The 24636-nt window shown below is 53.6% G+C and carries 24 protein-coding genes; 11 read left to right on the top strand and 13 right to left on the bottom strand.

Annotated features, from left to right (window positions below):
- Positions 1-14: 14 nt before the first annotated feature.
- Genes DOP62_RS03845 through DOP62_RS03835 form a run of 3 tightly spaced genes read right to left on the bottom strand, consistent with a single transcriptional unit; the run spans position 15 to position 3930 of the window.
- The gene (locus DOP62_RS03845) at positions 15-2006 is read right to left on the bottom strand and encodes a transglutaminase TgpA family protein (RefSeq protein WP_208673389.1); all 1992 of its coding nucleotides are present in this window, start codon (positions 2004-2006) and stop codon (positions 15-17) included.
- Complete coding sequence (locus DOP62_RS03840) at positions 2003-2995, bottom strand: DUF58 domain-containing protein (protein ID WP_370538868.1); 993 nt, start codon at positions 2993-2995, stop codon at positions 2003-2005. Before DOP62_RS03840 ends, DOP62_RS03845 begins: the two co-directional genes overlap by 4 nt.
- A complete protein-coding gene (locus DOP62_RS03835) occupies positions 2992-3930 on the bottom strand; it encodes an AAA family ATPase (protein WP_208673388.1) in 939 nt (312 codons plus the stop codon). Before DOP62_RS03835 ends, DOP62_RS03840 begins: the two co-directional genes overlap by 4 nt.
- Before the next feature lie 223 nt (positions 3931-4153).
- Between DOP62_RS03835 and DOP62_RS03830 the strand changes: the two genes are divergently transcribed.
- Positions 4154-4360: a DUF896 domain-containing protein gene (locus DOP62_RS03830; protein WP_208673387.1), complete on the top strand. Its 207-nt coding sequence runs from the start codon at positions 4154-4156 to the stop codon at positions 4358-4360.
- Between the two features lie 31 nt (positions 4361-4391).
- Here the strand turns inward: DOP62_RS03830 and nadB are convergent, their stop codons facing one another.
- The 5 genes from nadB to DOP62_RS03805 all read right to left on the bottom strand — a co-directional run bounded on the left by nadB (position 4392) and on the right by DOP62_RS03805 (position 8727).
- Complete coding sequence (gene nadB / locus DOP62_RS03825) at positions 4392-6044, bottom strand: L-aspartate oxidase (RefSeq protein ID WP_208677037.1); 1653 nt, start codon at positions 6042-6044, stop codon at positions 4392-4394.
- Positions 6045-6131: 87 nt separating this feature from the next.
- Positions 6132-6542: a photosystem II complex extrinsic protein PsbU gene (gene psbU / locus DOP62_RS03820; RefSeq protein ID WP_208673386.1), complete on the bottom strand. Its 411-nt coding sequence runs from the start codon at positions 6540-6542 to the stop codon at positions 6132-6134.
- A 180-nt stretch (positions 6543-6722) separates the two neighbouring features.
- Positions 6723-7442 (bottom strand): GUN4 domain-containing protein, encoded by a 720-nt coding sequence (locus DOP62_RS03815; RefSeq protein WP_208673385.1) that lies wholly within the window; start codon positions 7440-7442, stop codon positions 6723-6725.
- Entirely contained in the window at positions 7442-7963 is a 522-nt protein-coding gene (locus DOP62_RS03810; RefSeq protein ID WP_208673384.1) for an adenylyltransferase/cytidyltransferase family protein, read from the bottom strand. The genes DOP62_RS03815 and DOP62_RS03810 overlap by 1 nt, the downstream gene beginning before the upstream one ends.
- A complete protein-coding gene (locus DOP62_RS03805; RefSeq protein WP_208673383.1) occupies positions 7960-8727 on the bottom strand; it encodes an HAD-IA family hydrolase in 768 nt (255 codons plus the stop codon). Before DOP62_RS03805 ends, DOP62_RS03810 begins: the two co-directional genes overlap by 4 nt.
- Positions 8728-8773: 46 nt before the next feature.
- On the opposite strand from DOP62_RS03805, the gene recJ reads away from it, so the two are divergent.
- The 3 genes from recJ to DOP62_RS03790 all read left to right on the top strand — a co-directional run bounded on the left by recJ (position 8774) and on the right by DOP62_RS03790 (position 13246).
- On the top strand, positions 8774-10771 hold the full coding sequence (recJ, locus tag DOP62_RS03800; RefSeq protein WP_370538867.1) for a single-stranded-DNA-specific exonuclease RecJ: 1998 nt from the start codon (positions 8774-8776) through the stop codon (positions 10769-10771).
- Between the two features lie 78 nt (positions 10772-10849).
- Positions 10850-12139 (top strand): glycosyltransferase family 4 protein, encoded by a 1290-nt coding sequence (locus tag DOP62_RS03795; RefSeq protein WP_208673380.1) that lies wholly within the window; start codon positions 10850-10852, stop codon positions 12137-12139.
- 48 nt (positions 12140-12187) lie between these two features.
- Positions 12188-13246 carry a class I SAM-dependent methyltransferase gene (locus tag DOP62_RS03790; RefSeq protein WP_208673379.1) on the top strand — a complete coding sequence of 353 codons (1059 nt, stop codon included), beginning with the start codon at positions 12188-12190 and terminating at the stop codon, positions 13244-13246.
- A gap of 104 nt (positions 13247-13350) precedes the next feature.
- On the opposite strand, the gene DOP62_RS03785 is transcribed toward DOP62_RS03790, so the two are convergent.
- Positions 13351-14946 carry a glycoside hydrolase family 57 protein gene (locus DOP62_RS03785; protein ID WP_208673378.1) on the bottom strand — a complete coding sequence of 532 codons (1596 nt, stop codon included), beginning with the start codon at positions 14944-14946 and terminating at the stop codon, positions 13351-13353.
- A 173-nt stretch (positions 14947-15119) separates the two neighbouring features.
- Between DOP62_RS03785 and DOP62_RS03780 the strand changes: the two genes are divergently transcribed.
- From DOP62_RS03780 to trhO, 3 genes are all read left to right on the top strand, one after another.
- Positions 15120-15620: a hypothetical protein gene (locus DOP62_RS03780; RefSeq protein ID WP_228383057.1), complete on the top strand. Its 501-nt coding sequence runs from the start codon at positions 15120-15122 to the stop codon at positions 15618-15620.
- A 161-nt stretch (positions 15621-15781) separates the two neighbouring features.
- Entirely contained in the window at positions 15782-16342 is a 561-nt protein-coding gene (locus DOP62_RS03775) for a LabA-like NYN domain-containing protein (protein ID WP_208673376.1), read from the top strand.
- On the top strand, positions 16339-17154 hold the full coding sequence (trhO, locus tag DOP62_RS03770; protein ID WP_208673375.1) for an oxygen-dependent tRNA uridine(34) hydroxylase TrhO: 816 nt from the start codon (positions 16339-16341) through the stop codon (positions 17152-17154). The genes DOP62_RS03775 and trhO overlap by 4 nt, the downstream gene beginning before the upstream one ends.
- Here trhO and DOP62_RS03765 read toward each other — a convergent pair.
- On the bottom strand, positions 17130-17906 hold the full coding sequence (locus DOP62_RS03765) for an ABC transporter ATP-binding protein (RefSeq protein ID WP_208673374.1): 777 nt from the start codon (positions 17904-17906) through the stop codon (positions 17130-17132). The genes trhO and DOP62_RS03765 overlap by 25 nt on opposite strands.
- Positions 17896-18975 (bottom strand): branched-chain amino acid ABC transporter permease, encoded by a 1080-nt coding sequence (locus tag DOP62_RS03760; protein ID WP_208673373.1) that lies wholly within the window; start codon positions 18973-18975, stop codon positions 17896-17898. Before DOP62_RS03760 ends, DOP62_RS03765 begins: the two co-directional genes overlap by 11 nt.
- A 179-nt stretch (positions 18976-19154) precedes the next feature.
- Here DOP62_RS03760 and DOP62_RS03755 point away from each other — a divergent pair, with 179 nt between their 5' ends.
- The 4 genes from DOP62_RS03755 (at position 19155) to DOP62_RS03740 (ending at position 22485) form a co-directional block, all read left to right on the top strand.
- Entirely contained in the window at positions 19155-19964 is an 810-nt protein-coding gene (locus DOP62_RS03755; RefSeq protein WP_208673372.1) for a 2OG-Fe(II) oxygenase, read from the top strand.
- 132 nt (positions 19965-20096) lie between these two features.
- Entirely contained in the window at positions 20097-20477 is a 381-nt protein-coding gene (locus DOP62_RS03750) for a hypothetical protein (protein WP_208673371.1), read from the top strand.
- 66 nt (positions 20478-20543) lie between these two features.
- Positions 20544-21944 carry a TldD/PmbA family protein gene (locus DOP62_RS03745; RefSeq protein WP_208673370.1) on the top strand — a complete coding sequence of 467 codons (1401 nt, stop codon included), beginning with the start codon at positions 20544-20546 and terminating at the stop codon, positions 21942-21944.
- 76 nt (positions 21945-22020) lie between these two features.
- Positions 22021-22485, top strand: a complete 465-nt coding sequence (locus tag DOP62_RS03740) for a tRNA (cytidine(34)-2'-O)-methyltransferase (RefSeq protein WP_208673369.1) — start codon at positions 22021-22023, stop codon at positions 22483-22485.
- Between the two features lie 6 nt (positions 22486-22491).
- On the opposite strand, the gene DOP62_RS03735 is transcribed toward DOP62_RS03740, so the two are convergent.
- Both DOP62_RS03735 and DOP62_RS03730 read right to left on the bottom strand, forming a co-directional pair.
- Entirely contained in the window at positions 22492-23172 is a 681-nt protein-coding gene (locus DOP62_RS03735) for a response regulator transcription factor (RefSeq protein WP_208673367.1), read from the bottom strand.
- The gene (locus DOP62_RS03730) at positions 23169-24617 is read right to left on the bottom strand and encodes a sensor histidine kinase (RefSeq protein ID WP_370538866.1); all 1449 of its coding nucleotides are present in this window, start codon (positions 24615-24617) and stop codon (positions 23169-23171) included. Before DOP62_RS03730 ends, DOP62_RS03735 begins: the two co-directional genes overlap by 4 nt.
- Positions 24618-24636 lie beyond the last annotated feature (19 nt).

Below are 24636 nucleotides of genomic sequence, written 5' to 3'. Positions count from 1 at the left end.
AGCGATCGCCGTCATTAACGACGACTGGTTCGCAGGAGCTGCCGTAGGTCTTGGAGCGATCGCTGTAGAAGGTTGGTTGGCACCGCTTGCTGGGCATAGCGCTGAGCTAGGTACTGCTGAGTCAAATGGCTAAACGCCATCGCCCAAGGTTGGTTGAGACTTGCGAGGCGTTCAGCATAGGCAGATGGGCCTTCCTGCGGTTGGCGCGGCCAACCCGCTTTGGCGATCGCACGGCAAGCCTGCTGATAGATCCGCAGACTGGGATCTTCTGGCGATCGCCGATCCAGCCAACGGGAGAGTAGCCACATCAAACCTGCGGCGATCAGAATGCTCGCAACGAGCAAGAGAGATAGGCCAACCTGTCCCAACTGTGCCAACAACGCGGCCAAAAGCTCCTGCTGGCGTTGGTTGTCGTAGCTCAATACCCAAGACGTCCAGCGGTAGTCTACTGAAGCCCAAAATTGCCAAGCCTGATCGAGCAGAGGCAGACGGCGCAACGCTGCTGCACCAAGGAGACCGCCAGCGGCTTGAGCCCGATCTTCGGGTGTCAGAGCAGCTTCCAGTCCTTCACTAAGTCGCAGTGGCGCGATCGCGGCAGTTGGATCAACCCGCTGCCAGCCTTGCCCCGGCAGCCAAACTTCAGTCCAAGCATGGGCATTGGCTTGGAGCACGCTGTAGTAATTCGCCTGCGAATTCCACTCACCGCCAAGGTAGCCGGTGACGACGCGCGCCGGTATGCCTGCCGCCCGCATCAAAAAGGCAAAACTGCTGGCGTAATGTTCGCAAAAGCCCGCCCGACTGCGAAACAGAAAGTCATCAATGCTGTCGTTAGCTGTGAGCAAGGGCGGCTGCAGGGTGTAGCGAAAGTCCTGTTGTTGTAACTCCTGCAAACTGGCTTGCACGAGGGCGGCATCGTCATTCGGGAAGCGATCGCGTAGCCGTTGAGCCCAAGCCCGACTTTGGGGGTTCCCGCTGGGGGGTAACTGCAAATTGACTTGGCGATCGCGGGGCGAAAGGTTTAGATCCGCTTGATAACGCTCAAAGGCAATGCCTTGGTAGCGCGTTTGCTGGCTGAGTGGAATGCGCGTCCGAAATTCAAAGCGTGAATCGAGAAGAATGCCCTCGCTGCTGGGGCGACTCAACTCCAAGGCATAGCGCCACGTGCGCTGACTGGGTTCGGCAATGACAGTGTAGGGAATGTCCCCTTCACCCGTCAGTTCCGGTGCCACTTCACTTGGGTCGAAGCGATCGCGGAAAGGAAGGGGCTGCCAACCACGGCCATCCGTCAGTTCATGCACCATTGCTCGCCAGTAGAAGCGATCGCTGGGTAGGGAAGCTTCAGGGAAACTAAAGCGAAAAGCCAGTGCAGAGGAGCGGCTGAGCTCAGCAATCTCACCGGGCGAGACGCGATCGCTCAAACCGGTTACGGCTCGTTGGGCTACGGGCAATCCCCAGAGAGGTGGCAATCGTGGCGCAATCAAAAACAGCACTAGCAAGAGTGGCACCGTCGGAGCCAGCAAGCGCAAGAGCGCAGCGAAGGGCTGCCGTGGTCGGCTGAGGGGGCGATAGAGTGCCGCTAATCCTAAGGTTTCCAGCGCGATCGCCAGTAACAAAACCAGTGTTTCCAGCAAACTCTGGCGCAACAGAAAACCAAGCGCCACTAAGCTGTAGGCAATCAGCACTAGGGCTTGATAGTCCCGCTCCTCTTGCAGCTCCAACAGTTTGAGGGCAAAAGCTAAGGTCAACAGGCCGAGAAAAACACTGAGCAAGCCCTGAGGCAAGCCCACCAACAGCGCCAAGATCAGGGCGATCGCGGTCAGACTATGGCGCAGTGTTTGGGGTAAGAGCGATCGCTTCTGCCACTGGCGAAGCAGCCCCCAAACTAGGAGGGCGATCGCTACAAAAGCAGCCACGGGCGGCAAATCCCCAAGGAGCAGCAGCACAGCAATCGCAAAGCCGCTGCTCAGCAGTCCTAAGCCAGAACGGGGCGGGAACCAAGGCGTCATACCGTTCGCTCCAGTCCATAGAGCGCGATCGCTTGGAGGCAAGTACGTTGATGAACCGACCCAGTGTCCGCTTCCCAGCGCTGGGATCCGAGTACAAGGCCAAAAAACTCACCTCGGCGACTGAGTTCCTGTACTGCCCAAGTCAAACGTCGTAGCCGCTGCTCCAAATCTTGACCGGGGGTGTGCTGCAAACTGAGCCAGCACTGCTGCGATCGCTCACCTGCAAAAGCTTTGCTGTGCAAGCCCCGCCCCTGCGCCAACTGTTTCCAAGCCACCCGCCGCAGCGATTCTCCAGGTTGGTAGGGTTGCAGTCCCGCAAACTCCTCGCTGGTGGTCTGATGCAGCTCAACCGTACTGACAGGCTGCTCTGGGGTTGCCGACGTTGTGGCGATCGCCTCAGTCTGCAGTGGCCAGCGTTCGGGCTGGGGCAAAATCACGGCTTGCCAATCCAAATCCAGCACGGTCCAAGTCCGAAATAGCCCTAGGGGATAGTCGCTGCGTACTTGCAGTCGTCCGGGCCGATACCAGCCGCGTTGGCTAGGGACAACCGTTAGGCTCACGATTTCGCTGGGCGATCGCAGTTCTGCAAGCCGCAGGCGATCGCTGCTGGGTAGGTGCAGCCGTAGGGCATAGCGGGATGTTTCTGTCCTCAGACGCACTGACAACCGGAGCGGTTCACCAACTTGTCCGTCGGCTGTAGGCAAGGCTTCCAGTTCCAGTCCATCCAGATTGCGAAAGCTCTGGAAAATGCAGCCTAAAAACAAACTCAGCAGTAACAAGCTGAGTAGCAGAACCAAGTTGTTTTGATAGTTGGTGCCAATGAGATAAAAGGCGATATCCAACGCCAAAAAGACGGCTCCGAACTGACTGGGGAAGATAAAAATGCGTTCGCGATTCAGGCGGATTGGCGATCGCGGTGGTAGTTGTCGTGCCAGCCAAGCTTCAAAGCGCGATCGCCCGAGTTGCTTTAGCCACTGCCTCAGCTTCATCGCACAGGATCCACGCTTTCCAGCAGAGATTCAGCGTAGCGGCGATCGCCCTGACCGGTGATGCTGCCCCGTAGCCGATGTTCCGCGACGGCTGGAAAAATCGCCTGCACATCCTCGGGCAGAACATAGTCTCGTCCAGCCAAGAACGCCCAAGCCTTGGCTGCGGCCAGAATCGCTTTACTAGCTCGCGGTGAAAGGGGATTGGGAATCTGCGAACGCTGCCGACTTTCCTGCACCAAGGCCAACAGATACTCCAGCAGCGGATCACTGGCGCGAACTTTTGAGACCTCCAATTGCAGATCCTGTAAGGTGTCGGCGTTCAGGATGGGCAGTAGGGCTGCACTGGGGCGATCGCCATCACTCCCGCGCAACATCGCTAATTCTGCTTGGTGATCCGGGAAGCCCAATTCCAGCCGCATCAAAAAGCGATCGAGCTGGGATTCAGGCATCGCAAACGTTCCGGCTTGATCGATCGGATTCTGAGTGGCGATTACAAAAAAAGGCTGTGGCAGCGGGTAGGTGTCACCTTCGTGGCTGACCTGCCGCTCGGCCATCGCTTCAAGGAGTGCACTTTGGGTTTTGGGACTCGCGCGATTGATTTCATCTGCCAGCAACACTTGACTGAAAATCGGGCCGGGATGAAACCGAAAGCGTTGCTCTTGTTGTTCAAAAATCGAGACTCCCAGTAAGTCTGCTGGGAGGAGATCGCTGGTGAATTGCACCCGTCGATAGCTAAGACCAAGACTGTTCGCCAAGCTTTGCGAGAGCAGTGTTTTGCCCATGCCGGGCAAGTCTTCAATCAGCAAATGGCCACGGGCGAGTAAGCAGGCGATCGCCAGTTGAATCTGTCGCTCCTTCCCCAGTAACACCGTCTGCAATTGAGCTAAGACAGCAGCTAAAGGCGACGCTTCGCGGGTTTCTGGGAGCACCGGCACTGGTCCGACAACAACAGTTTCTCTATGGTCGCTGATCTACTCGGTTCTGACGTGCTGAACGCCACTGTTTTTGGAATTTTCAGCAGGCGATCGCACCTCTGATTGCGTATGGGTTCACGGTTGTGCTGATTGCAGTTCACAATTGCCAAACTGCCCCGAAAACTGCAAGCTAGGGCTGGTTCTAACGGTTTGTTTTGATTCGACTGCGACTGAGGAATATCCCGTGCCCCAGAAACATTATCGAGATCTAGAAGGCAAGACGCCAGAAGAGCAGGAAGCCCTGCGTCAGCAATATTTTCAAAACTTCCGTGAGGGTATGGAAAAAACCCTAGAAAACGAAATTGACGGCCATGAACGCAAGATGACAATCATTGGCTTGATCACGTTGGGTGTTTTCGTTACTGTTCTCGGACTGGCCGCTTGGCTCTAGCGAGATCCAGCTCGCTGGGCTGCCTGACAATTCACTGACATGCGATCGCGGTTGTAAACCACTGCCCCGCTTGAATATCCGTATGGACTTGCCACGCTGGATCGGGCTGAGGGTAGTCGCTGCGATAGTGACCGCCACGGCTTTCGGTCCGAAAATCAGCACTTTTGAGAATGAGCTGGGCGATCGCTAAGAGGTTGCGCAGCTCACCCCACTCTCGTAAGGCTTCGGCATCCAGACCGTCTAGCTGCTGGGCCTGACCCACTGGAACTGCTGTGATCGCCTGACTGAGGGGCTCGGCTTCAAAGTCTGCTTGCCAAGCTTTGACTTGGGCTAATGCTGCCTGCAGGCGATCGGCCTCGCGACAGATTCCCGCTGCTTTCCAAACTAAATCCTGAAGCGCTTGACGCTGCTGTTGCCAGCGATCGCGATCACCCGTCACCCGCAAGTCCTCTGGGGGATAAGTCGGATTATTGGGCTGAACAGGCGGTAACTCGAGCTGCTGAAACTGCCGCCCAAACACCAGACATTCCAGCAGCGAATTGCTGGCCAGCCGATTAGCTCCATGTACACCGGTGCAGGCCGTTTCACCGACGGCGTAGAGCCCAGGGCATGTCGTAGCCCCACTCAGATCGGTGTAGACACCGCCCATCCAGTAGTGCGCAGCAGGCGCGATCGGTAGCGGTTGCTGAAGAGGATCCAACCCCCAGCGGCGACACTTTTGCAGAATGTTAGGAAAGCGATGCTCAACCGTCGCTGCAGGGATGGGCCGTAGATCCAGCCAGACCTGCTCCGTGCCTGTCTCCAGTAAATGCCGGTAGATGGCGCGGCTGACAATATCGCGGGGTGCCAGTTCACCGCGATCGTCGTAGCGAAACAGGAAGCGATCGCCTTGGGCATCCACCACATGAGCACCCTCGCCTCGTACCGCTTCGCTAATCAAAAAGCGTGGTGCGCCGGGCCAAACCAAGGCGGTGGGATGGAATTGGAAAAACTCGAGATCTCGGAGCTTTGCCCCTGCGCGGCCTGCTAAAGCAACCCCATCGCCAGTGCTCAGAGCCGGATTTGTCGTTTGTGAGAAGACTTGGCCGCCACCACCACAGGCCAGAATCACTGTGCGGGCAGCTAGCCAGCGTAGCTGCTGACCTTGCAGGAGCAAGACACCACAGCAGCGTCCCTCACGATCGCGCCAGAGATCGACTGCTAGACTCTGAGCCAAAATTTCAAGATTGGGGCGCTGAAGGACTTGCTCGAGGAGCGTGGTGACGATCGCGCGTCCGGTCGTATCAGCCGCATGCAACACCCGATGGCGGGAATGGGCAGCCTCAAGGGTCAAGGCCAGATGATCGTTGGTGCGATCGAAGGCGACGCCGAGGTCCAGCAGCGAGGCAACACAGTGTGGGGCTGACTCTACTAGCAAGCGAACCGCTGCGGGCTCACAGAGGCCAGCCCCTGCCTGCAGCGTGTCCGCATAGTGCAAATCGGCTGAGTCATCCGGAGCCGTTACCGCCGCTAAGCCGCCTTGCGCCCAGTCGCTGGCCGATCGCTGAGGCAAGTCCTTACTGAGAATCGCCACTCGGTAATGCGACGGCAGGCAGAGACCGGTGTAAAGCCCCGCTGCACCTGCACCGACAATGATCACGTCGTAGGCAGCGGAATCGGCAGCAGGCGCAGCAGAGTCAGACAAAGGCAGAGCAGTGGCAAAGGGATCAAGCGACAGAAAAGCCCGCAGCGACATCCACCACTGCGAGCTTACAAACCTAGGGGCGAGACCCTAGCGATAGATGCCGTTGTTGATACGGTCATCCCCTTCGTTGAGGGCATCACGGGGCGGGGTCACGGTGAAGTTGTCGCGGTACTTGTCGAACAGCTCCCGTTGGCGATCGCTGAGATCGAGCTTCAGCACGTCATCGACAGAGTCGTAGGGACCGCCTAAAACAATTTTGCTGGCGAGGTAGGGATACATTCCTGGGAACTGTTGGAATGCGCGAACCCCAATGTTGTTTAGGTCGAGCTTACCGCCGGCTTCGAGGCGCTGATCATCAGCAGCATTGCGGATCTCCGCTTCGGCGACCGCCAATAGGGGCGATTGGAGAGACAGTGCTTGTGCAGATTGCACGGAGATACCCAGCACAAGCGCCAGCACAAGCGCCAAGGAGAACAGTCGCTGTGCAAGTTGTTTCATTCCCTTGTAGACCTCCTGGACGAAATTGAGAGCAATAGAAGGGCGCCGTTGCAGCTTGCTGCAGGCATCCTGATGGCGCAGTTGCGCACGAGCTAAGAGATAGCCTAACCCAGAGGGGGACCCGCTCAGCGCTTCGTTAACAGAGCGATCGCAACTTGGCACAATCGCTGTCTAGAACAGCTAGGCTTTCGGGTCCGCAAAGGCCGGATGTTCGAGGAGCGCCGCCATCACCCGCGCCCCGCGCAATTGGTTGGTCAGCGGCAAATGCCCACGGGGTGCTTCCACACTCCAAGTAAAGGCACCGGGATAGCGCGTCCAGGTGTTGCCTTGCTTCCAGCCGATACGAGGCCAGAGTTGCTCCCAGACGCGATCGACACTCAGCCACAATTCACGCTGGACTGAAAAGCCGAACTTGTCTTCGGAGTAGACGCGCCAGAGTTTGTCAATCGTCTCCAGATCCAGCCGCGGGAAGTTCAGCACTTCCGTGTAGTAGAGCCACTTACGGGCTTTGGCGGCCGTCCCCGCCAGCTCACAGAGTTTGACGGTTGTTAAGCGATCGGCTTCCTGCCAGTCGCCTTCGATCAGTGCGTCTTGGATCGGCTGGTAGTCGATGCCTTTTTCAGAAGGGAGATAGAGCAATCCGAAGGGAAAGGCTTCCGCGAGGTAAAGCGCGATCGCTTCATCTTGCAGGGCCAGTAGCTCCCGGAAGATCGTGCCGGCAACCCAGTCGAAGCCGCGATCGCGGCAATCTTGTAGATAGTCCTTGAGCACTCCGTGGCCGGGCTCACCCAAGCTCAGCAACTGGGTGATGGCTTGACGTCGCGGGCGATCGCTTTTACTGCGGAGCCGCTGACGCAACTGTTCAAGATCGAGCCCGGGGGAAGACAAAGACGAAGCCATCAGCGCGAGGTACTGGATTTGATCAGCGAATCAGCCGACTCGCCCCGAATTCGCGCAATCAGGGCAGACGTGGAGCTGGGGACTTCAACAGCAATCAGTTGAATGGCACCGCCATAGCTCTGGACTGCAGGCGCTTCGGGTAGCGACTCAATTCTATAGTCTCCCCCTTTGGCGTAGATTTCGGGCTGCAAAGCCTGAATCAATTCCGTCGCGGTCGGCTCACTGAATAGGACAACGGCATCGACGGCACCCAAGGCGGCTAGGACTTCCGCTCGCTCCTGTTCCGGCACGATCGGGCGGGGCGGTTGACCCTCGGGTTGGGGTTTGATGCCCCGCACGGAAGCATCACTATTGAGGCCAATCACCAGCGATTGCCCCAAGTTCCGGGCTGCTTGCAAATAACGAACATGGCCGGCATGGAGCAGATCAAAGCAGCCATTGGTCAGCACCAAGGGTCGCCAGCGATCGGGCTCGGCCGCGATCGCTGCTTGGAGTTCTGCCAGGGTGTAAACGGCGCTCATGCTTGGCTGGCGTGGAGTTCCACTAACGCTTCTAGACGCACTGTCGGTGCCAGATAATCTGGCCCGTCAATCACCTGACAAGGTTCTGCTTCGTGGCCAAGGCCGTTGAGCACCGCGATCGCGCCCGTAAAGTCATGGTCGCGGCTGTAGTAGCCCTGTGTGATGAAGGTTGCTAGATCTGCACCAGAAGCGGACTTCAGACCTGCCGCGGTGTCTTCAAAGGCGAGGCAAACTTCAGGTTCTAGCTGCAATTCCTTGAGCACATGGGTGTAGATGTCCGGTGCCGGTTTTTTGGCGGGCACCACATCGCCGGCCCCGATCGCAGCGAACCAGCCGATGCTCTCCTCACCCAAGGTGCAGCGCAGCAAGGTGAGAACATTCTCTGGGGTTGTGGTTGTGGCGATCGCCAGGGTCAAGCCAGCCTCCCGTGCCTCCAGCAGCAGCCGCTCCACCCCAGGCCGCAGACCGATTTGACCGCCGTGCAACAGCTCGTGGTAGCGGGCATTTTTGGCAGCGTGGAGCGAAGCAATCCAAGCTTTTTGATCCTCAACCTCAGGCGCTTCCGGTTGCCAGCGATCGAGGTAATAGCGAATCCGTTCTTTACCACCGGTAATCTTCAGCAGCTCGCCGTAAAGTTCCGGTGTCCAATCCCAGTCCAGCCCCGCTGCAGCAAAGGCTTGGTTGAAGGCGATGCGATGGCCATCCCGCTCGGTTTCAGCCAAAGTACCGTCGACATCAAAGATCAGGGCTTGCAGCGCGGGCATGGAGGCGAGTCTCCCTACAATTGGAAAGCGAATTGGAACCGAGGTCTTGACCAGTCTACCGGCCGAAGCGGCGACCCTTTTGCCTGAACAACGCTGGATTTTGGCACCCGCTAACCCTAATGCAGCAGAGCTGGCAGCCGAACTCGGACTCCCGCCAGTACTGGCGCAGGTGCTGATCAATCGCGGGTTAGGAGCGATCGCGGAAGCCCGCAACTATCTACAGCCTGAACAGCAGGAATTGCCTGACCCCCGCGAGGAATTTGAAGATCTCGTGGAGAGCGTGCTCCTGCTAGAAGAAGCAATTCGGCAGGGCGATCGCATTGCCATTTGCGGCGACTACGATGCCGACGGCATGACCAGCACGGCTCTGTTGCTGCGGACGTTTCGCCATTTGGGCGCGAAGGCGGAGTATGCCATTCCTAGCCGAATGCAAGAAGGCTACGGCATTAACGAGCGGATTGTGGAGGAGTTTGCCGCTGCCGGTGTCCGCGTGGTGCTGACGGTGGATAACGGCATCGCTGCTCAAAAACCGATCGCCCGCGCTCGCGAGTTAGGGCTGACGGTAATCGTCACGGATCACCACGATTTGCCGCCGGAACTACCGCCTGCTAACGCCATCCTCAACCCCAAACTCCTGCCTGAAGACTCGCCTTACTACGGACTGGCAGGTGTGGGTGTTGCCTACGTTTTGGCGCTTTGTGTAGCGGAGCAATTTGAGCGTCAAGCCGAGCTGATTCGGCCACTGTTGGAGCTATATACCCTCGGCACGATCGCCGATCTCGCACCGTTGACGGGGGTGAATCGTCGCTGGTTGCAACGAGGACTGCGACTGCTGCCCAAGTCTCAACTGCTGGGAATTCAAGCCCTGATGAGTGCGGCGGGTGTAGAGCCGAGTAATCGTAGCCTCAAGCCCGAGGATATTGGCTTCAAATTAGGGCCGCGCATTAATGCGATCGGGCGGATTGGCGATCCACAAGTCGTGATTGAATTGCTGACGACTGAAGACCGCGATCGCGCTCAGGAATTAGCACAAATTTGCGAAGCAACGAATCGCGAACGGCAGACACTGTGTACACAGATCACCGAAGAGGCGATCGCGATCGTCGAAGCCGAAGGGTTTAATAATCGCCAGACGGCTGTGCTGGTGTTGGCACAACCCGATTGGCACCACGGCGTGATCGGAATTGTGGCATCACGTTTAGTCGAACGCTACGGCGTACCGGTGTTCATCTCCACCTGCGAAGATGATGGACATTTGCGCGGCTCAGCACGGGGTACGCCTGAGTTTGATGTTTTTGCCGCGCTGGAGCATTGCCGCGATCTACTCGGACGTTTTGGCGGTCACCGTGCAGCGGGTGGCTTTTCGCTACCGGCTGAAAATCTATCGGCTTGGCGATCGCGCTTACAAGCCTTTGCTGTAGATTGTTTGCCGCTCGATTGCCGCCGTCCAGCCTTAAATATCGACGCCGAGCTATCACTCGATCAGGCCAGCCTTGATCTGTTTGAGCAACAACAACAGCTCCAGCCCTTTGGGATTGGCAATAATGAGCCACTCTATTGGACACAAAATGTTGCGGTTTTAGAACAGCGTCGTATTGGTCAAAATCAAGACCATTTAAAGCTGACAATTGGTCGAGGCTCACGAGCAATCAGTGGTCTATTTTGGCGCTGGGGCGATCGCGAATTGCCAAGCGATCGTCTCGATATTGCCTACTACCTCCGCGAAAACTTTTGGAACGATCGCCGCGAACTTCAACTCGAAATTGTTGGTCTTCGGGCAACCCAAACTGCCAGTCAACCGATCACTTTCCTCTATGGCGATCGCACATATCAAATTACTGCCACAGCAGAGAATTGGTATCTCACGAACTCAGAGGGAGCTGTTCTTCGGATTTCAAACGATCGTCAACAAGGTTTTTTACAGCAGCCCAATCAAAAACCTCAACCCATTGACCTACAGCACCCCTATCTTCAGGCTTTGATTCAAACAGCGGCTAAAATCTTGTCGACTAGTCCTATCGATTCGCAGCTTTCTCTTGTCTAAAAGTGAAAATTTCCAGAGGGATTGTCAGAACAGAGTGATACAATCAAACCGCTTTAATCTTCTCGTTTAGGCATAACAATGCTCAATTCCTCCCCTCTTCTTTTGGTCTACGGACTCGATCTAGAAGGGCCAGTCCATCGGGGAATTGCCACCTATGCTAAAGCGATGATTCGCTTATTAGCAGACTTAGGTTATCCGCTACACTTATTAACTGGTGCTGGCTCACTACCTGCTTCACCTCTTACGGAGTTAGCATTACATCGTCATCTTGATCACCCATCAGTTTGGTCGCGCCTACAACTCGTTCGAGCATATTTTAAAGATCGATTAGGCTTTGAAAAAGCGATCAAAGTTCCTGTTAATTTGGACTTTTCGATCGGCGATCGCCTCAACTACTTACAGCACGTTCAACTGCTACGCAATCAACGCTTGTTCTATCGCAAGCTACGATTACAGGCCAAACTCTCAGACCAGCCATTTAAGCTTGATACTCGTAACTATCCAGTTGTCCTAACCAGTTCGCCGCTCAACCTCAGAGCTTCTAAAAATAGCAAACTTATTCAGGTGATCCATGACTTGATTCCACTGAACTATTTACGTCATCCTGATGAAGCAGAAAGCTTTCTCCGTCGATTGAAAAGTACTGCGGAGTACAGCGATCGTATTCTTTGTATTTCAGATAGTACTCGCCAACAGTTTTTGGAGTTATTCCCTCAAGCTGAATCGCGGACAGAGACGCTTTATCAGCCAGTCAGTTTCTCCGCAACAGCTTTAGCGCTTGCCAATCGACCGGACTATGCCCAGTCGGTGCTTAGAAAATATCGGCTAGAGAGCGATCGCTACTTCTTTTTTGTCGGGGCGATCGAGCCGCGTAAAAATCTCGAGACTTTAATTGCAGCTCAACGGATTGCAGTGATTCAAACTCAGCTGCCGCTGGTGATTGGTGGGACAGCCGATGTTCATACTAAGGACTATGCTCAATCTCTTGCCCAGCAAACACGCCCTGAAGATCAAGTCATTTGGGCGGGTTATGTAAGCGAAGCTGAAAAAATTTGTCTCTTACGCCACTGTCGATCGCTCACCCTCCTCTCTTGGCAAGAAGGCTTTGGTATTCCAATTATTGAAGCTTCACTTTGTGGTCGTTCTAGCCTGCTGGCCGACATTCCTATCTTCCGTGAAGTGATGGGTGATGCTGCCGTCTATGCAAAACCTGACGAGCTGCTAGCAGTGGCAGATGCCCTGACCCAAATTGGGCAATATCCTGCTCAGTTAACTCATCTGCGATCGCAGGTTGTTCAGCAAGCTGCATTATTTTCAACTCAACAGGTTAAGCAGAATCTCCATAAAGTTCTCCAGTCGATGCAATAAACTATCATTTCACGACTAAGATCAACTTATGAAAGGTGGCTAGGAAAAATGGCATTCAAGCGACTCAAAAATAAACTTAAAAAGCTACAGAGCCGCTTCTTTCATCACTATTCAAAGCCACAAAATTCATTTGAGGCTTTACCATTTCTTTTAGATGTCTATCAAGTAATCAACAATCAGCAGCCTGATCTCGATACTGTTCAAAAACTTGGGAAACAATTGGAACGAGGTCTGAGCTTCCGTGAAGTTCTAAACTCTTTAATCTCTCAACGGTCACAGTTACCTCAACCTGAAGCAGCTGTAGTTGATCTCTTTACCACGATCGCTGCTCAAGCCTACTATCCTTGGCCAGTTCCTTCTTTTATTGACCAACCACAATTAAATCTCAATCAGTTTAATCAACTTTGGGAAGCACTACCACGTGCTGAATTCATTATTGGTCAAGCTGACTATCTACAAGTTCACAAGACTCGATTTTGGGAGTTATTGAATGCTGTTAAATTTGTTGTCGGTGATTGCCCTGCTCGACTCCTAGAGTTTGGCAATTCAGAAGTCTCAGCGCTTTATCCTCAGCTAATACCAACGATCACACTAGATTTGAGCGATCGTGTTGTGGCTGATGACTACATTGGCTTCACAGAAGCAAAGTGCCGGCAGAAGTTCAAAATTGATCAATATTTTTCAATTGATCTTGAACATATTGGGAAAGCAGAAAAGCTACCGAACCCAGCCGGTTATGACTGCGTTGTCTTCACAGAAGTACTGGAGCATCTCTGTGCTGATCCGCAACAGATTATTGAATTTTTACTCTCTCTCCTCAAACCTTCTGGGCAACTCATTCTGAGTACACCCAACTATTTTCGGTCAGAAAATTTGTTGCAAATCAGTCAAGGTAAGAATCCTCAGCCTTACCATCCCGGATTTGCCGGCAATTGGGACGGGCATTATCACTATCGCGAATACAGCGCGATAGAACTGGATTCGCTCATTAAATCTGCTGGTGGCACTGTTGCTTGGGGATATTATTCTAGCTGTTGGGACGGCGATGAAAGTCGATCGCGATCGCTGCGTGGCAATCTAGTTGTTTGTGTTCGACTAAACCCCTAGAGTAATTCACTGATTTTCAATAAATCTTGTTGATTTTGAGATCTCACTGAGCTGATTAAGTGATTGCTTTTCAATAATTATCAGCTCAGTAAGTGAGTCTCAGTCTAGGCGTTAAGAGGGCGATAGACTCGATAGTTAATAGATGGGAATATATTGTCAATCGCGGCTACTTTTTCTAGCCACCCCGAGTCGACTTTTTCAGCCAGAATATCCTCGTAGAGTTTGGTAAATCGCTGTAGGTGGATGCGTGTTCGGCGGACTGCATAGGGCACCATCGTTCCTGTACGCATAATGAAGGCCCAGTCTGATGATTGTGCCAGCAGTAACTCCCGTGCTGCTTGATTCAAAGCTCGCCATTCCAACTCATCAGATGGCTCGCGTCGGCTTAGCTCAATCATGCGCTCAGCTGCCTTATGCAGATAGGGATAGATCCAGGCATTGGTGTCGTTGAGCCAGTATTCATGGAAGCCCTTAAAGCCCCAGCTCGACTGGCTAGGCCGTGCAACTTGCTGTTGCGGATGCTGACGCAAATAGTCTGCCAAATGCGTCATTGAGAACTGATTTTGATCAAACCAAGTCTTGCGGAAGAGGTAATCCAAGAACCAGGGGCCTTCGTACCACCAGTGGCCATAGAGTTCGGCATCGTAGGGAGACAGCACAATGGGTGGGCGACCCATCATGCTACTGAGGTGAGAGATTTGTCGCTGCCGGTTGAACATAAAATTCTCTGCATGTTCAGCCGCTTTCTCCCGTGCCCAGTAGGGATCGTAGAGCGCTTTCTCATGCAAACTCAGGCCACGACCTGTGATTTTGTGATACTTAATGCCCGTATTTTTCCGTTGCCCATTCGGCATGATGTAGGGCTTAATGTATTCGTATTCCGCTTCCCACCCGAGATCTTTGTAGAACTCGCGATATTCAGCTGCACCCGGATAGCCAACTTCCGATGACCAAACCTGCTGTGAGGACTCATGGTCACGGCCAAACGCTGCCACGCCTGTCTCGGTGAAGATCGGCGCATAGGTGCCAAAGCGCGGCCGCGGTCGGGCATAGAGTAGCCCGTGGCCATCCATGATGAAGTAGCGAAGGCCAGCATCCGCCAGCATCCGCTCCAGTCCTTCGTAGTAGGCACATTCCGGCAGCCAGATCCCTTTGGGGGGACGCCCAAAGTTTTCTTCATAGTGCTGGCAGGCTACTTGGATTTGCGCCCACACGGCCTGTGGATACATCTGCATTAGGGGCAGATAACCGTGAGTTGCTCCACAGGTAATGATTTCGAGGTTATTGCTTTCGAGGAAAGGCTTAAACGCTTGTATTAGGTCGCGATCGCAGCGCTCCCAAGTTTCACGAACCCGCGTAAATTCCTGAACGTAATAATCTGCCAGATAGCGTAAGTGACCATTCTGGCTGTGGTGATCAACTTCTTTCTCAGCCAACTCGATCAACTGATCGAGGTGTTTGCTGTAGCGGTCTTGCAGCAATGGATCCCGTAGCATCGACACCAAAGGCGGCGTCATGCTCATTGTCAGCTTAAAATCAACTCCATCTCGCAGCAGCCCTTCAAACATCAAGAGCAGCGGCACGTAGGTTTCGGTAATGGCTTCGTAGAGCCACTCTTCTTCTAAGACATAGTCACTTTCGGGATGCCGCACGAAGGGCAAGTGGGCGTGCAGAACTAGGGCAAGATATCCAAGGCTCATAGGGACACATTCCTTAGGGACGGGCGATTGCGCGTTGGGGATCAACGGGGATCGCCTCTGTGCCCCAGATTCTATCGATAAAGTTCACGATCGCCTATTGCTCTGCAAGACTGCTCGATGATCTGTGTAAGTTACTGCCAAACACTTCGATCAAGGACGATCGCATGCCAGTGATGGAGTCGTTCGAACGTGCTCAGCCAAGAGATGCAGCCAGTATTGCTGCGCTGATCGATGCCCAGTTACGGCCACAAGGCGTGACGGTTGCCGGCATACAAACCCCTGATGGACTCCAGCTGCGGCTGCAAGGAGTCACCGTCGAGCAGCAAGTTCTACTCGAGCCCTATCTCAGAGAAGTCTTGCGTCGGCTGCAGATTCCGATGTCGTCAGTGCAAATTCAGGGCTGTACGACCCAAGGCACGCTGGTTTGGCAAACTCGTCTGCGGCTGGCTGATATCCCTGAGACTTCTCGCAGTACACCTGTGCCTGCTACAACACCGATGCGATCGCGGTCTCAGTCGGCGATCGCCGCTCGCTCCAGACGGGGCCGCCTGCTGGTCCTGATGCTCCTCGCCGCGATCGCAGGAGTTGCAACAGCCTTTTGGCAGACCAGTCGCCAGCTATCAAGCCCAGCTCCGACGGAGCAAATTAGCCCCTTGACAAATCGGCTTCAGTAATTGGGCTCTATGAAAAAAGCGATTGCTGTTAACATCCATTCAGCCCCTCAGCCCTCGACTCACCAAGGGCTAACAACCCAGTTGGCAATTGCGTAGTCAGCAAATTTATAGGATGGTTGTAAGGCTAGTAACCTTTCGTTGATTGTTAAAGGCAAGGCTTTATGGCGTTTCGCCCTAGTCGTTTGGCCATCTTTATTGATGGCAATAATATGTTCTATGCACAGCAGAAGAACGGTTGGTTCTTTGATCCCCGTAGAGTCCTGAACTATTTTGCAAATCGACCAGAAATTGAGCTAGTCAATGCCTATTGGTATACTGGTCTCAAGGATCCTCAGGATCAACGTGGATTTCGAGATGCACTGGTCAGCCTTGGCTATACCGTGCGCACGAAAATGCTCAAAGAATTCCACGATGAGTCGAATGGCAACCGCTATTTCCAGCGTGCCAATTTGGATATCGAAATTGTTATCGATATGTTCAATACAGTTGAACAATACGATGAGATTGTTCTCTTCAGTGGTGATGGTGACTTTGAACGCGCCATTGAGCTTTTGCGGGCCAAGAAGACGCACATCACCGTTGTCTCGACGGACGGCATGATTGCTCGCGAGCTGCGGAATGCCACCGATCGCTACATCGATCTCAATGACATTCGGAGTTTTATTGAAAAAACGGAGCGCCCGGAACCCTTCGTCAGTGCTCCTGTCATTGCACCGGCATGAGTCTCGTTCTCGTTCTGATCAATTTCTACCGCTTTGTTGCTCTTTCAGACTGCGATCGCTGGCAACAGCGGTTGCAGGATCGCTGTGCAGCTCTCGGGCTGCGCGGCACAATTCTATTAGCCCCTGAGGGAATTAACGCGAGTTTAGTGGGCGATGCTGAAGCAATTGGTCAGTTCCTTGAAGAACTCCAACAGCATCCCTCCTTTGCCAATCTCAATCTCAAGACAGCGGTTGTCACTGACTGGCCCTTTGCCCGTCTCAAGGTCAAAGTAAAACCTGAGATTGTCACCTTGGGTCATCCTGAATTGAATCCAGCGGAGCGTACAGGGACACTTGTCGCTCCTCAAGACTGGAATCAGCTCTTGGAAGATCCTGAGATTGTCCTGATCGATGTGCGCAATCGTTTTGAAATTGCGCTTGGTAGTTTTCCGCAGGCGGTCGATCCACAGACCGATCGCTTCCGAGACTTTCCGACTTTTGTCCAAGAGCAGTTATTGCCCCAGCAGCCCGCAAAAGTCGCTATGTTTTGTACCGGCGGCATCCGCTGTGAGAAAGCCTCTGCCTATCTATTAGAGCAGGGCATCGAAACGGTTTACCAGCTGGAAGGCGGCATCCTCAACTATCTGGAAGCCATCGCGCCGGAAGACAATCGCTGGCAGGGCGATTGCTTTGTCTTTGATGAACGTATTGCTGTCGATCGCCAGCTCCAAACGCCACAGCATCACCTCTGCGAAGTCTGTGGTCAGCCTGTTGTTGCTGCCACTTGTTCACATTGCCAAGATGCTGCTCAGGCCGATTCCAGCCCGAGATAAGCGGCCAAAACCTGTTCGTCTTGCTGGATCTGTGCTGGGGGACCATCCACCAAGTTTTTACCTTCGGCCAGCACCCAGACGCGATCGCAGAGCGACATGATCACGTCCATGTTGTGTTCGATGATCAGAAAACTGATGCCCTGCTGGTTCCACGTTTGGATGTGCTGGCAGATCTTCTCGATCAGGGCGGGATTGACGCCGGCTGCCGGTTCATCCAACAGCACGAGTTGCGGCTGTGCCATCAGCGCTCGCGCCATTTCTAGTAGCTTGCGTTGCCCACCGGACAGGCTACCTGCATAGTCTTGAGCTTTAGCGGCCAAACCCACATCACTGAGTAAGGAGAAAGCGCGATCGTGTAGGACTTGTTCCTGCTGGCGAATGGCTTGGGGCTGTAGCCAGACTTGCCAAAATTGTTCGCCGCGCTGCTGTTGGGCGCCAAGCAGCATGTTCTCCAACACTGTTAAACGCGAGAGCGATCGCGCTACCTGAAACGTCCGTACCAATCCCAACCGGGCCAGTTGATAGGGTTGCAGCTTTTCGATCGCCCGGCCTCGAAATCGAACTCGCCCCGCATCTGGCTTGAGAAAATTGGAGAGCAGCGCAAACAAAGTGGATTTACCCGCGCCATTGGGGCCAATCAGCCCCGTGATAGAACCAGCCGCCACTTGCAAGTGCACATCCTGCACCGCCTGCAAGCCACCAAAGCGTTTGCTCAGGCTCTCCGCTTCTAACAACCAAGACTCAGCGGCCAAGGCTCAGCTCCTCCCGTCGTCCCAAAATGCCTTGAGGCCGCCAAATCATCAACGCCATCAATAACAGTCCAACCAAGGCAATCCGCAATGCCCCAATTTGCGCTCCGTCGAGTGGCAGGAGGGCAGGCAGTAAGAAGCGGGTCAGGCTGTCATAGAGCCAAAACACGACTGCTCCAAGAACCGGCCCAAAGCGATGGGCAGTGCCGCCCAGTACCAGCATGGTCCAAGCATCGAAAGTCAGCTGGGGTCGAAAGTTATCGGGGTAAATCGCAGTGAGCTGCCAAGCATAGAAGACGCCTGCTAAACCGGCGATCGCACCCCCGAGGGCTAGGGATTGCAGCTTATAAGCCAGCACGTTTTTCCCCAAGGCGATCGCCACTTCTTCATCTTCGCGAATGGCCTTGAGCACGCGACCCCAGGGCGATCGCACCAACCGCTCCACAGCGGCCACGGTGATCCACAATGCAGCTAGCAATAGCAGCATCTGACCCGAGCGAGGATAGCGCTCATAGTCGGCTAGACCCCAGATCGCTGGTGGTAGAACCACCAGGCTACTGGCCAGAGCGATCGTCCCTAGCCAATGTCGACCCCGACTGGCACTGCTGCGCCACCACTGCCACAGTTGCTGATATCCCAAAGCTGCGATCGCTAGCAAACCCGAGACCAGCAGGCCTGTTTGCCAAGTTTGAGGATCCCAACCCTGCAAAACAATCGGGTAGGCTTGGACCCCAAAACTACCTTGGGTTAGCCCCGTTTCGTTTTGGACGAAAATCCGCAGCACTTCTGCCAGCCCAACCGTGACGATACCGAGGTAGTCCTGACTGAGTCGCAAGCTGGCTACTCCCATGACCAGGCCTAAGAGAGCCGAAAGACTCACCCCAGCGATCGCTGCCAGCCATAGTGGCCAACCTTGCTGGGAAAGGAGGGCAACGCTGTAAGCCCCAATCAACAAAAAGGCCACATGGCCAAAGTTGAGGAGGCCTGTATAGCCCCAGTGCAGATTGAGACCCACACAAAACAGGGCAAAGAGAGCGATCGTGCAAACCAGCAGGATGGTGTAGCCAATCATTGCGTCAGCTTTGGCTGGAGGAACGGAGCGATCCAGCAGTCTTGGCAGTATCCTGCCATTCCTATCGAGAAAGACCAACCTCCTGCTCATCGATCGCGGCAATTCTGGTCTGGGCTGTCCACGCATTCCCGACATCTGCGACCTAGACTAAAAGCTGGCTTGGTTTCTGAGCACCCAAGATGGGCACAACCCTAGCACCTGCAACCTTTCTCGATCCTCAGGTTCTCGCCAGCTTGGAGGTGAATGCCTTTCTGCAGCGATCGCCCTTTCCTTGGCTAAACCCGGCGGGTCTCCTCTCTGCTGATGCCTTTGAGCTGCTGTGCGAGCAGTTCCCGCCCCTTAGCCTGTTTGAACGGCATGAGAGCCGCAGTCGTCACTTCGGTCAGCGATCCCACGATCGCTACTACTTGGCCTATGAGACCTCGATTTACCATGGTGCTGCAGCTGACTCTGGACCCGGTGTAGCTCGGCTTGAAGAACTCCCCTTGCCCTGGCAGCAGTTTTTGACGGAGCTACAAACCTCTGAGCCGTTTCACCAATTCATCCGCCAAGCGCTGGGCAGCGATCGTTACATCATGCGGTTTGCGTGGCATGTGGGCACGGGTGGCTCAGAAGTGTCGCCCCACCTCGACTCCGAATTGAAAATCGGCACCTTGATCTTCTACTTCAACACTGATGCCAACTGGGATCCGGCTTGGGGCGGTGCCACCTTAGTGCTCGGCGATCGCCAGACTCAAGCAATGAATCCTGATTTCAATGAGTTTGGCACTGTGATCCAAACCCAATTCCTCAACAATCGCTGCTTCTTTTTCCGCAACACGCCCGAGGCTTGGCATGGCGTCGAAGCGCTCACTTGCCCCGAGGGTCAGCAGCGGCGACTCTTCAATGTCATTTTTGAAGTTCCCGACAGTCGCCCCGAATCCGGCTCACAGACTCGCTCGAAACGGCAACGCCTCAAACAGGTGATTCGGCGACTCTGGCCTCTGTGACCGATCCTCACCCGATCGCTGACTCCTGAACGAAACTTGGCCCCAATGTCAAGGGTAAAGCTCTGTGCCAGAGAGGATGGCATTCCCGCGATCGCGCCCTAGAATGTCAGCGTCGTGCGAGGAGTCACTGTAATGCTCACCCAGCGGGAAAAGGATCAGATTATTGCCCAATCAGCGGGCTGGCTGGGTGTGGTGCTGAATTTGGGCTGCAATGGTACGGGCTACATCTATCAGCGGCGCTGGCGAGCCTTTTGGATTGGTGGACTGCTGGCTTTTGGTTGCGCCTTCATTGGTGGGGCTGGCGGAGCCCTGCTCGGATCCGCGATCGCCCAGAATGAAAGCCTCTCTGAAGAAGAGTCGATCGCAACGACAGTAACGCTCGGACTCATTGGCGTCTATCTGGGCTTTGGTGGCGTTGGCATTGGCTCAGCTGTCGAGGCCGGTCTACGGGTCTCCAAAATCCGGCAACAGCTCGAAGCGGCAGAACAAAACGTGAATCAAGAGCTGGGATAGGGGCAGTGACGATCGCGATGGAAGGACCAGTCAGGTCACAATAAAAGCGTCGATCGCTGAAGCCCCGTGACCCTCGATTTTGATGCCGCCCGTCAGCAGCTCGAAGACTTGATTCGTCGCTATCGCGATCGTGCTGATTTTTTGGCGATTCGCCTCGAAGAGTCGCAGACCACGGATATTTCCCTGCGGGGCGATCGCTTCGAAACCTTGAGCGAAAGTTTAGCAGTGGGCGGCCAAGTTCGGGCTTGCTGGAAAGGGGGCTGGGGCTTTGCCAGTTTCAATCGTCTCAGTCAGCTCGAAGATCGGCTGCAAGAAGCGATCGCGGCAGCTCGCCTGATTGGTACTGCAACAACGGAGTTGGCGCCGGTTGATCCCATCCGTGCTATTTGGACGGCACCCCTCACGGGGCGATCGCCCGATCAAGTGGCTCTTGCGGACAAGAAAGCTCTCTGCCAGCACTACACCAATGTCCTGCGCAGTGGCGATCACCGGATTGCCAGCACCAGTGTCCGCTATGGCGACAGCAGCCAGCGTTTACTACTCGCGACTTCAGAAGGGACGCTGCTGGAACAGTCCTGGTCAGATTGGGAAATGCGCTTTGCCGCGACAGCGCGCGAGGGCGATCGCGTCCAAACAGGGCGTGAGACCACCGGCTCCCGCCGTGGCTGGGAAGATCTGCTGGGTCTAGACACTGCCGTACAAGGGGCGCGCGATCGGGCCTTGAAATCGCTGGCACTCCCGGTCGTGGAAGCGGGAACTTACACCGTTGTCATCGATCCGATCCTGACGGGTCTGTTTGTGCACGAAGCCTTTGGCCATCTTTCGGAAGCGGATATGGCCTACGAAAACCCTGAGCTGTTGGAAGTGATGACCCTAGGCCGGCGATTTGGCCCAGAAAGCTTGAAAATCTTCGATGGTGCAGCACCCGAGGGACATCGTGGCAGCTATGCCTACGACGACGAAGGCGTGCCTGCCACCACAACTGCCTTGATTACAGATGGCGTCTTAACCGGTCGTCTGCATTCACGGGAAACGGCAGGCAAACTCGGGGAAGCACCGACTGGCAATGCCCGCTGCTTGGACTTTCACTATCCGCCGATTGTGAGGATGACTAATACTTGGATTGCGCCGGGAACAACACCGGCTGCAGATCTAATCCAAGGCATTGAGCAGGGTGTGTTTGCCCGCAACTGGTTGGGTGGCATGACCAATGGCGAGATGTTTACCTTCACTGCGGGTGAAGCGTGGATGATTCGCAATGGTGAGCTGGCTGAGCCAGTGCGTGACGTCACACTCTCGGGCAATGTTTTCTCGACGCTAGCGGCGATCGAAGCAATTGGGGATGACTTTGTTTGGGATGAGTCCGGCGGTTGTGGCAAGGGTGGCCAGAGCGGTTTACCTGTGGGCTGCGGTGGTCCGAGCTTGCGGATTCGAGATGTCGTCGTGGGTGGTGAAGCCAGCGATTAAGGGGCGATCGCGCTAGACGGGATTCTGGGTGAGACGAGAGAATCAGAGACTGCTGTGTTTGCGTTAGCTCTCTCCCATGCCGCAGGTCGTGCTCTTTCAGCCCGAAATTCCTCCCAATACCGGCAACATCGCTCGCACCTGTGCTGCCACCGAGACGCCTTTGCACTTAATTGAGCCGCTGGGGTTTGAGCTGAGCGATCGCTATCTCAAACGGGCAGGATTAGACTACTGGCCTTATGTGCCACTGACGATTCATCCTGATTGGGAATCGCTGCAACAACAGCGCCAACAACAGGGTGGCAGGTTGGTGGCCTTTACCACCAAAGGTAACCTGAATTATCTCGATTTTGAATTTCAGGAAAATGATTGGTTGATCTATGGACGGGAAACCAGTGGTCTCCCCGATGATGTGATGGCCAGTTGCGATGTTTGGGTTCGAATTCCAATTACACAGCCCGGCGTTCGCAGTTTGAACCTCTCGGTCAGTGTCGCGATTGGGGTATTTGAGGCTCGTCGCCAGCTTTACTATGCAGGCCGGTGACCTTAATTAGCCATAGTCGCGAATAACATAGCCAACGCCTCTCACCGTATGAAGAATGCGTTTCGAATTAAAAGCTTCTAATTTGAGTCTCAGAGCCCGCACGTAGACATCAATAATGTTGGACTCACCCATAAAGTCATAACCCCAAACCTGTTCCAAAATTTGGTCTCGGGTCATAACCTGCCGGGGGTGCCGCAGCAGAAACTCTAATAAATCGAACTCTTTGGCCGTAAGTTCAAGCCGCTGCTGGCCTCGATAAACTTCGTGAGTTACACGATTGAGTGAGACATCCTCGAACTCAAGTCGATCGGATTCACCTGTGTTAGCCCACCGCAATCTAGCGCGAACTCGCGCTAGCAACTCTTCGATACTAAAAGGCTTTGTGACATAGTCATCAGCACCGGAATTGAGTCCTGAAACACGATCAGACACTTCGTCTTTAGCAGTGAGCAAAATAATGGGTGTTTGAACACCAGTCGATCGTAGCCTCAAGCAGATATCGACTCCAGACAGATTTGGCAACATCCAGTCAAGGATGAGTAAGTCGGGTTGAATACTCCGAGCTAAAGACAGGCCATCTAGACCGTTATTAGCAACTGTTACTTGGTAGCCTTCTAAGCTAAGTTCCTGCTCAATAAACTGCAAAAGCTTTGGGTCATCTTCAACGAGCAAAATATGATTGTTCATGGCAGGGGTTCCCAGCTGGGCAAGATGATGGTGAATGTACTGCCTTCACCCGGTTTGGAACGAAGTGTGATTTTGCCATGCATACCTTCAATCAAGCTTTTGGCAATTGCCAACCCTAGCCCAGTTCCATCGCGCGATCGTGTCATGCCTTCATCCACTCGGTAAAATCGCTCAAAAATACGACTTTGGTGAGCAAGAGGGATTCCTACTCCTTGATCGATGATGTGAATCAAGGTTTGTTGGCCAGACTGCTCTAAATTAATGTAGACCACTTCATCCTTGTTCGAATATTTGACAGCATTATCGAGCAGATTGATCAAAACTTGCTCTAAACGATTCTGATCAGCATAGACAACAATTCCACTGTTATTTTCATGTATAACAATTTCACGGCCACTGACACGATGTGTCATTTCAGCCACTTCTACTATCAGAGTATTTAATACGGTTGGCATGAGACGGAAATGAAGATTGCCACTGTCAACTCTTGCAAGATCTAGTAAGTCTTGAAGCATTCGAATCGTTCTTTCTGCTTCTGAAGACGCTATTTCTAAAGCTTGATTTTGATGAAAATTAAGATTATCACCTCTCCTTAAAAGGCTTTGTAGATATCCTGAAATTACTGTCAGTGGTGTTTTGAGCTCATGGGAAACATTACCGACAAACTGTTGCTGTTGCTCCCAGCTAATAGATAGACGATTCAACATATCATTGAAAGTCTTTGCAAGTCCTAGAATTTCATCAGGAGCATGGCGAAGTTCAAGAGGATCTGCACCAAGATCAATCACTGAAATATTACTAGCAATTTTACTTATTTCCTTGATCGGAACCATTGCCCTACGGATTCGGCTAGTTATCACAACTATCAAGATAAAAGTCAGTAAAATACTGCCTAGTTTTAGTTGACTAAACAAAGTATCTAACTGTCTCTGATCTTCTGTAATATCTTGAAGCAAATATACATTTCCAAGAGGAGTTCCATCAAGGCTTAGATAGCTCTGAGCAAGGATGAAAGATTGCTGCTGTATGTGAAAGACTTGAGGGTCATTCGATATGGGTAACTTATTAACAACTTCAATTAAGTCGCTTGAAGGTATATTCATTCCTCGCGATCGCGCTAGGATTTTTCCTTGCGGACTGCGTACCCAAATAAGAAGCCTTGGTTTAGAAATTTGGGCGATCGATCGTTCAAGCTCTAGTTGAATAGAGTCATTGAGACTGCTAATCTTAATTCTTTCAGGAAAGCTATCAGCAACATAACTCAGATTTTGTTTATAACCATTAATCAGAGTTTGCTCAAGTCGCCAAGCGGACCATAATGTGATGCTGCATACACCCAAAGCAGAGATTAGGGTCAACTCAAGAGTGAGTCTAAACTGTAAGGAGTTTGCAGAAACTCGTCTCCTCAAAAGACTTTTAAGAATTGATTGAATACGATGAATCATTGATTTGGCTAGAATTTCT

The sequence above is a fragment of the Synechococcus elongatus PCC 11801 genome, assembly GCF_003846445.2.
GTDB lineage: Bacteria > Cyanobacteriota > Cyanobacteriia > Synechococcales > Synechococcaceae > Synechococcus > Synechococcus elongatus_A.
Note: the sequence above shows the minus strand (reverse complement) of the source record. Positions and strands in the feature narration are given on the sequence as shown.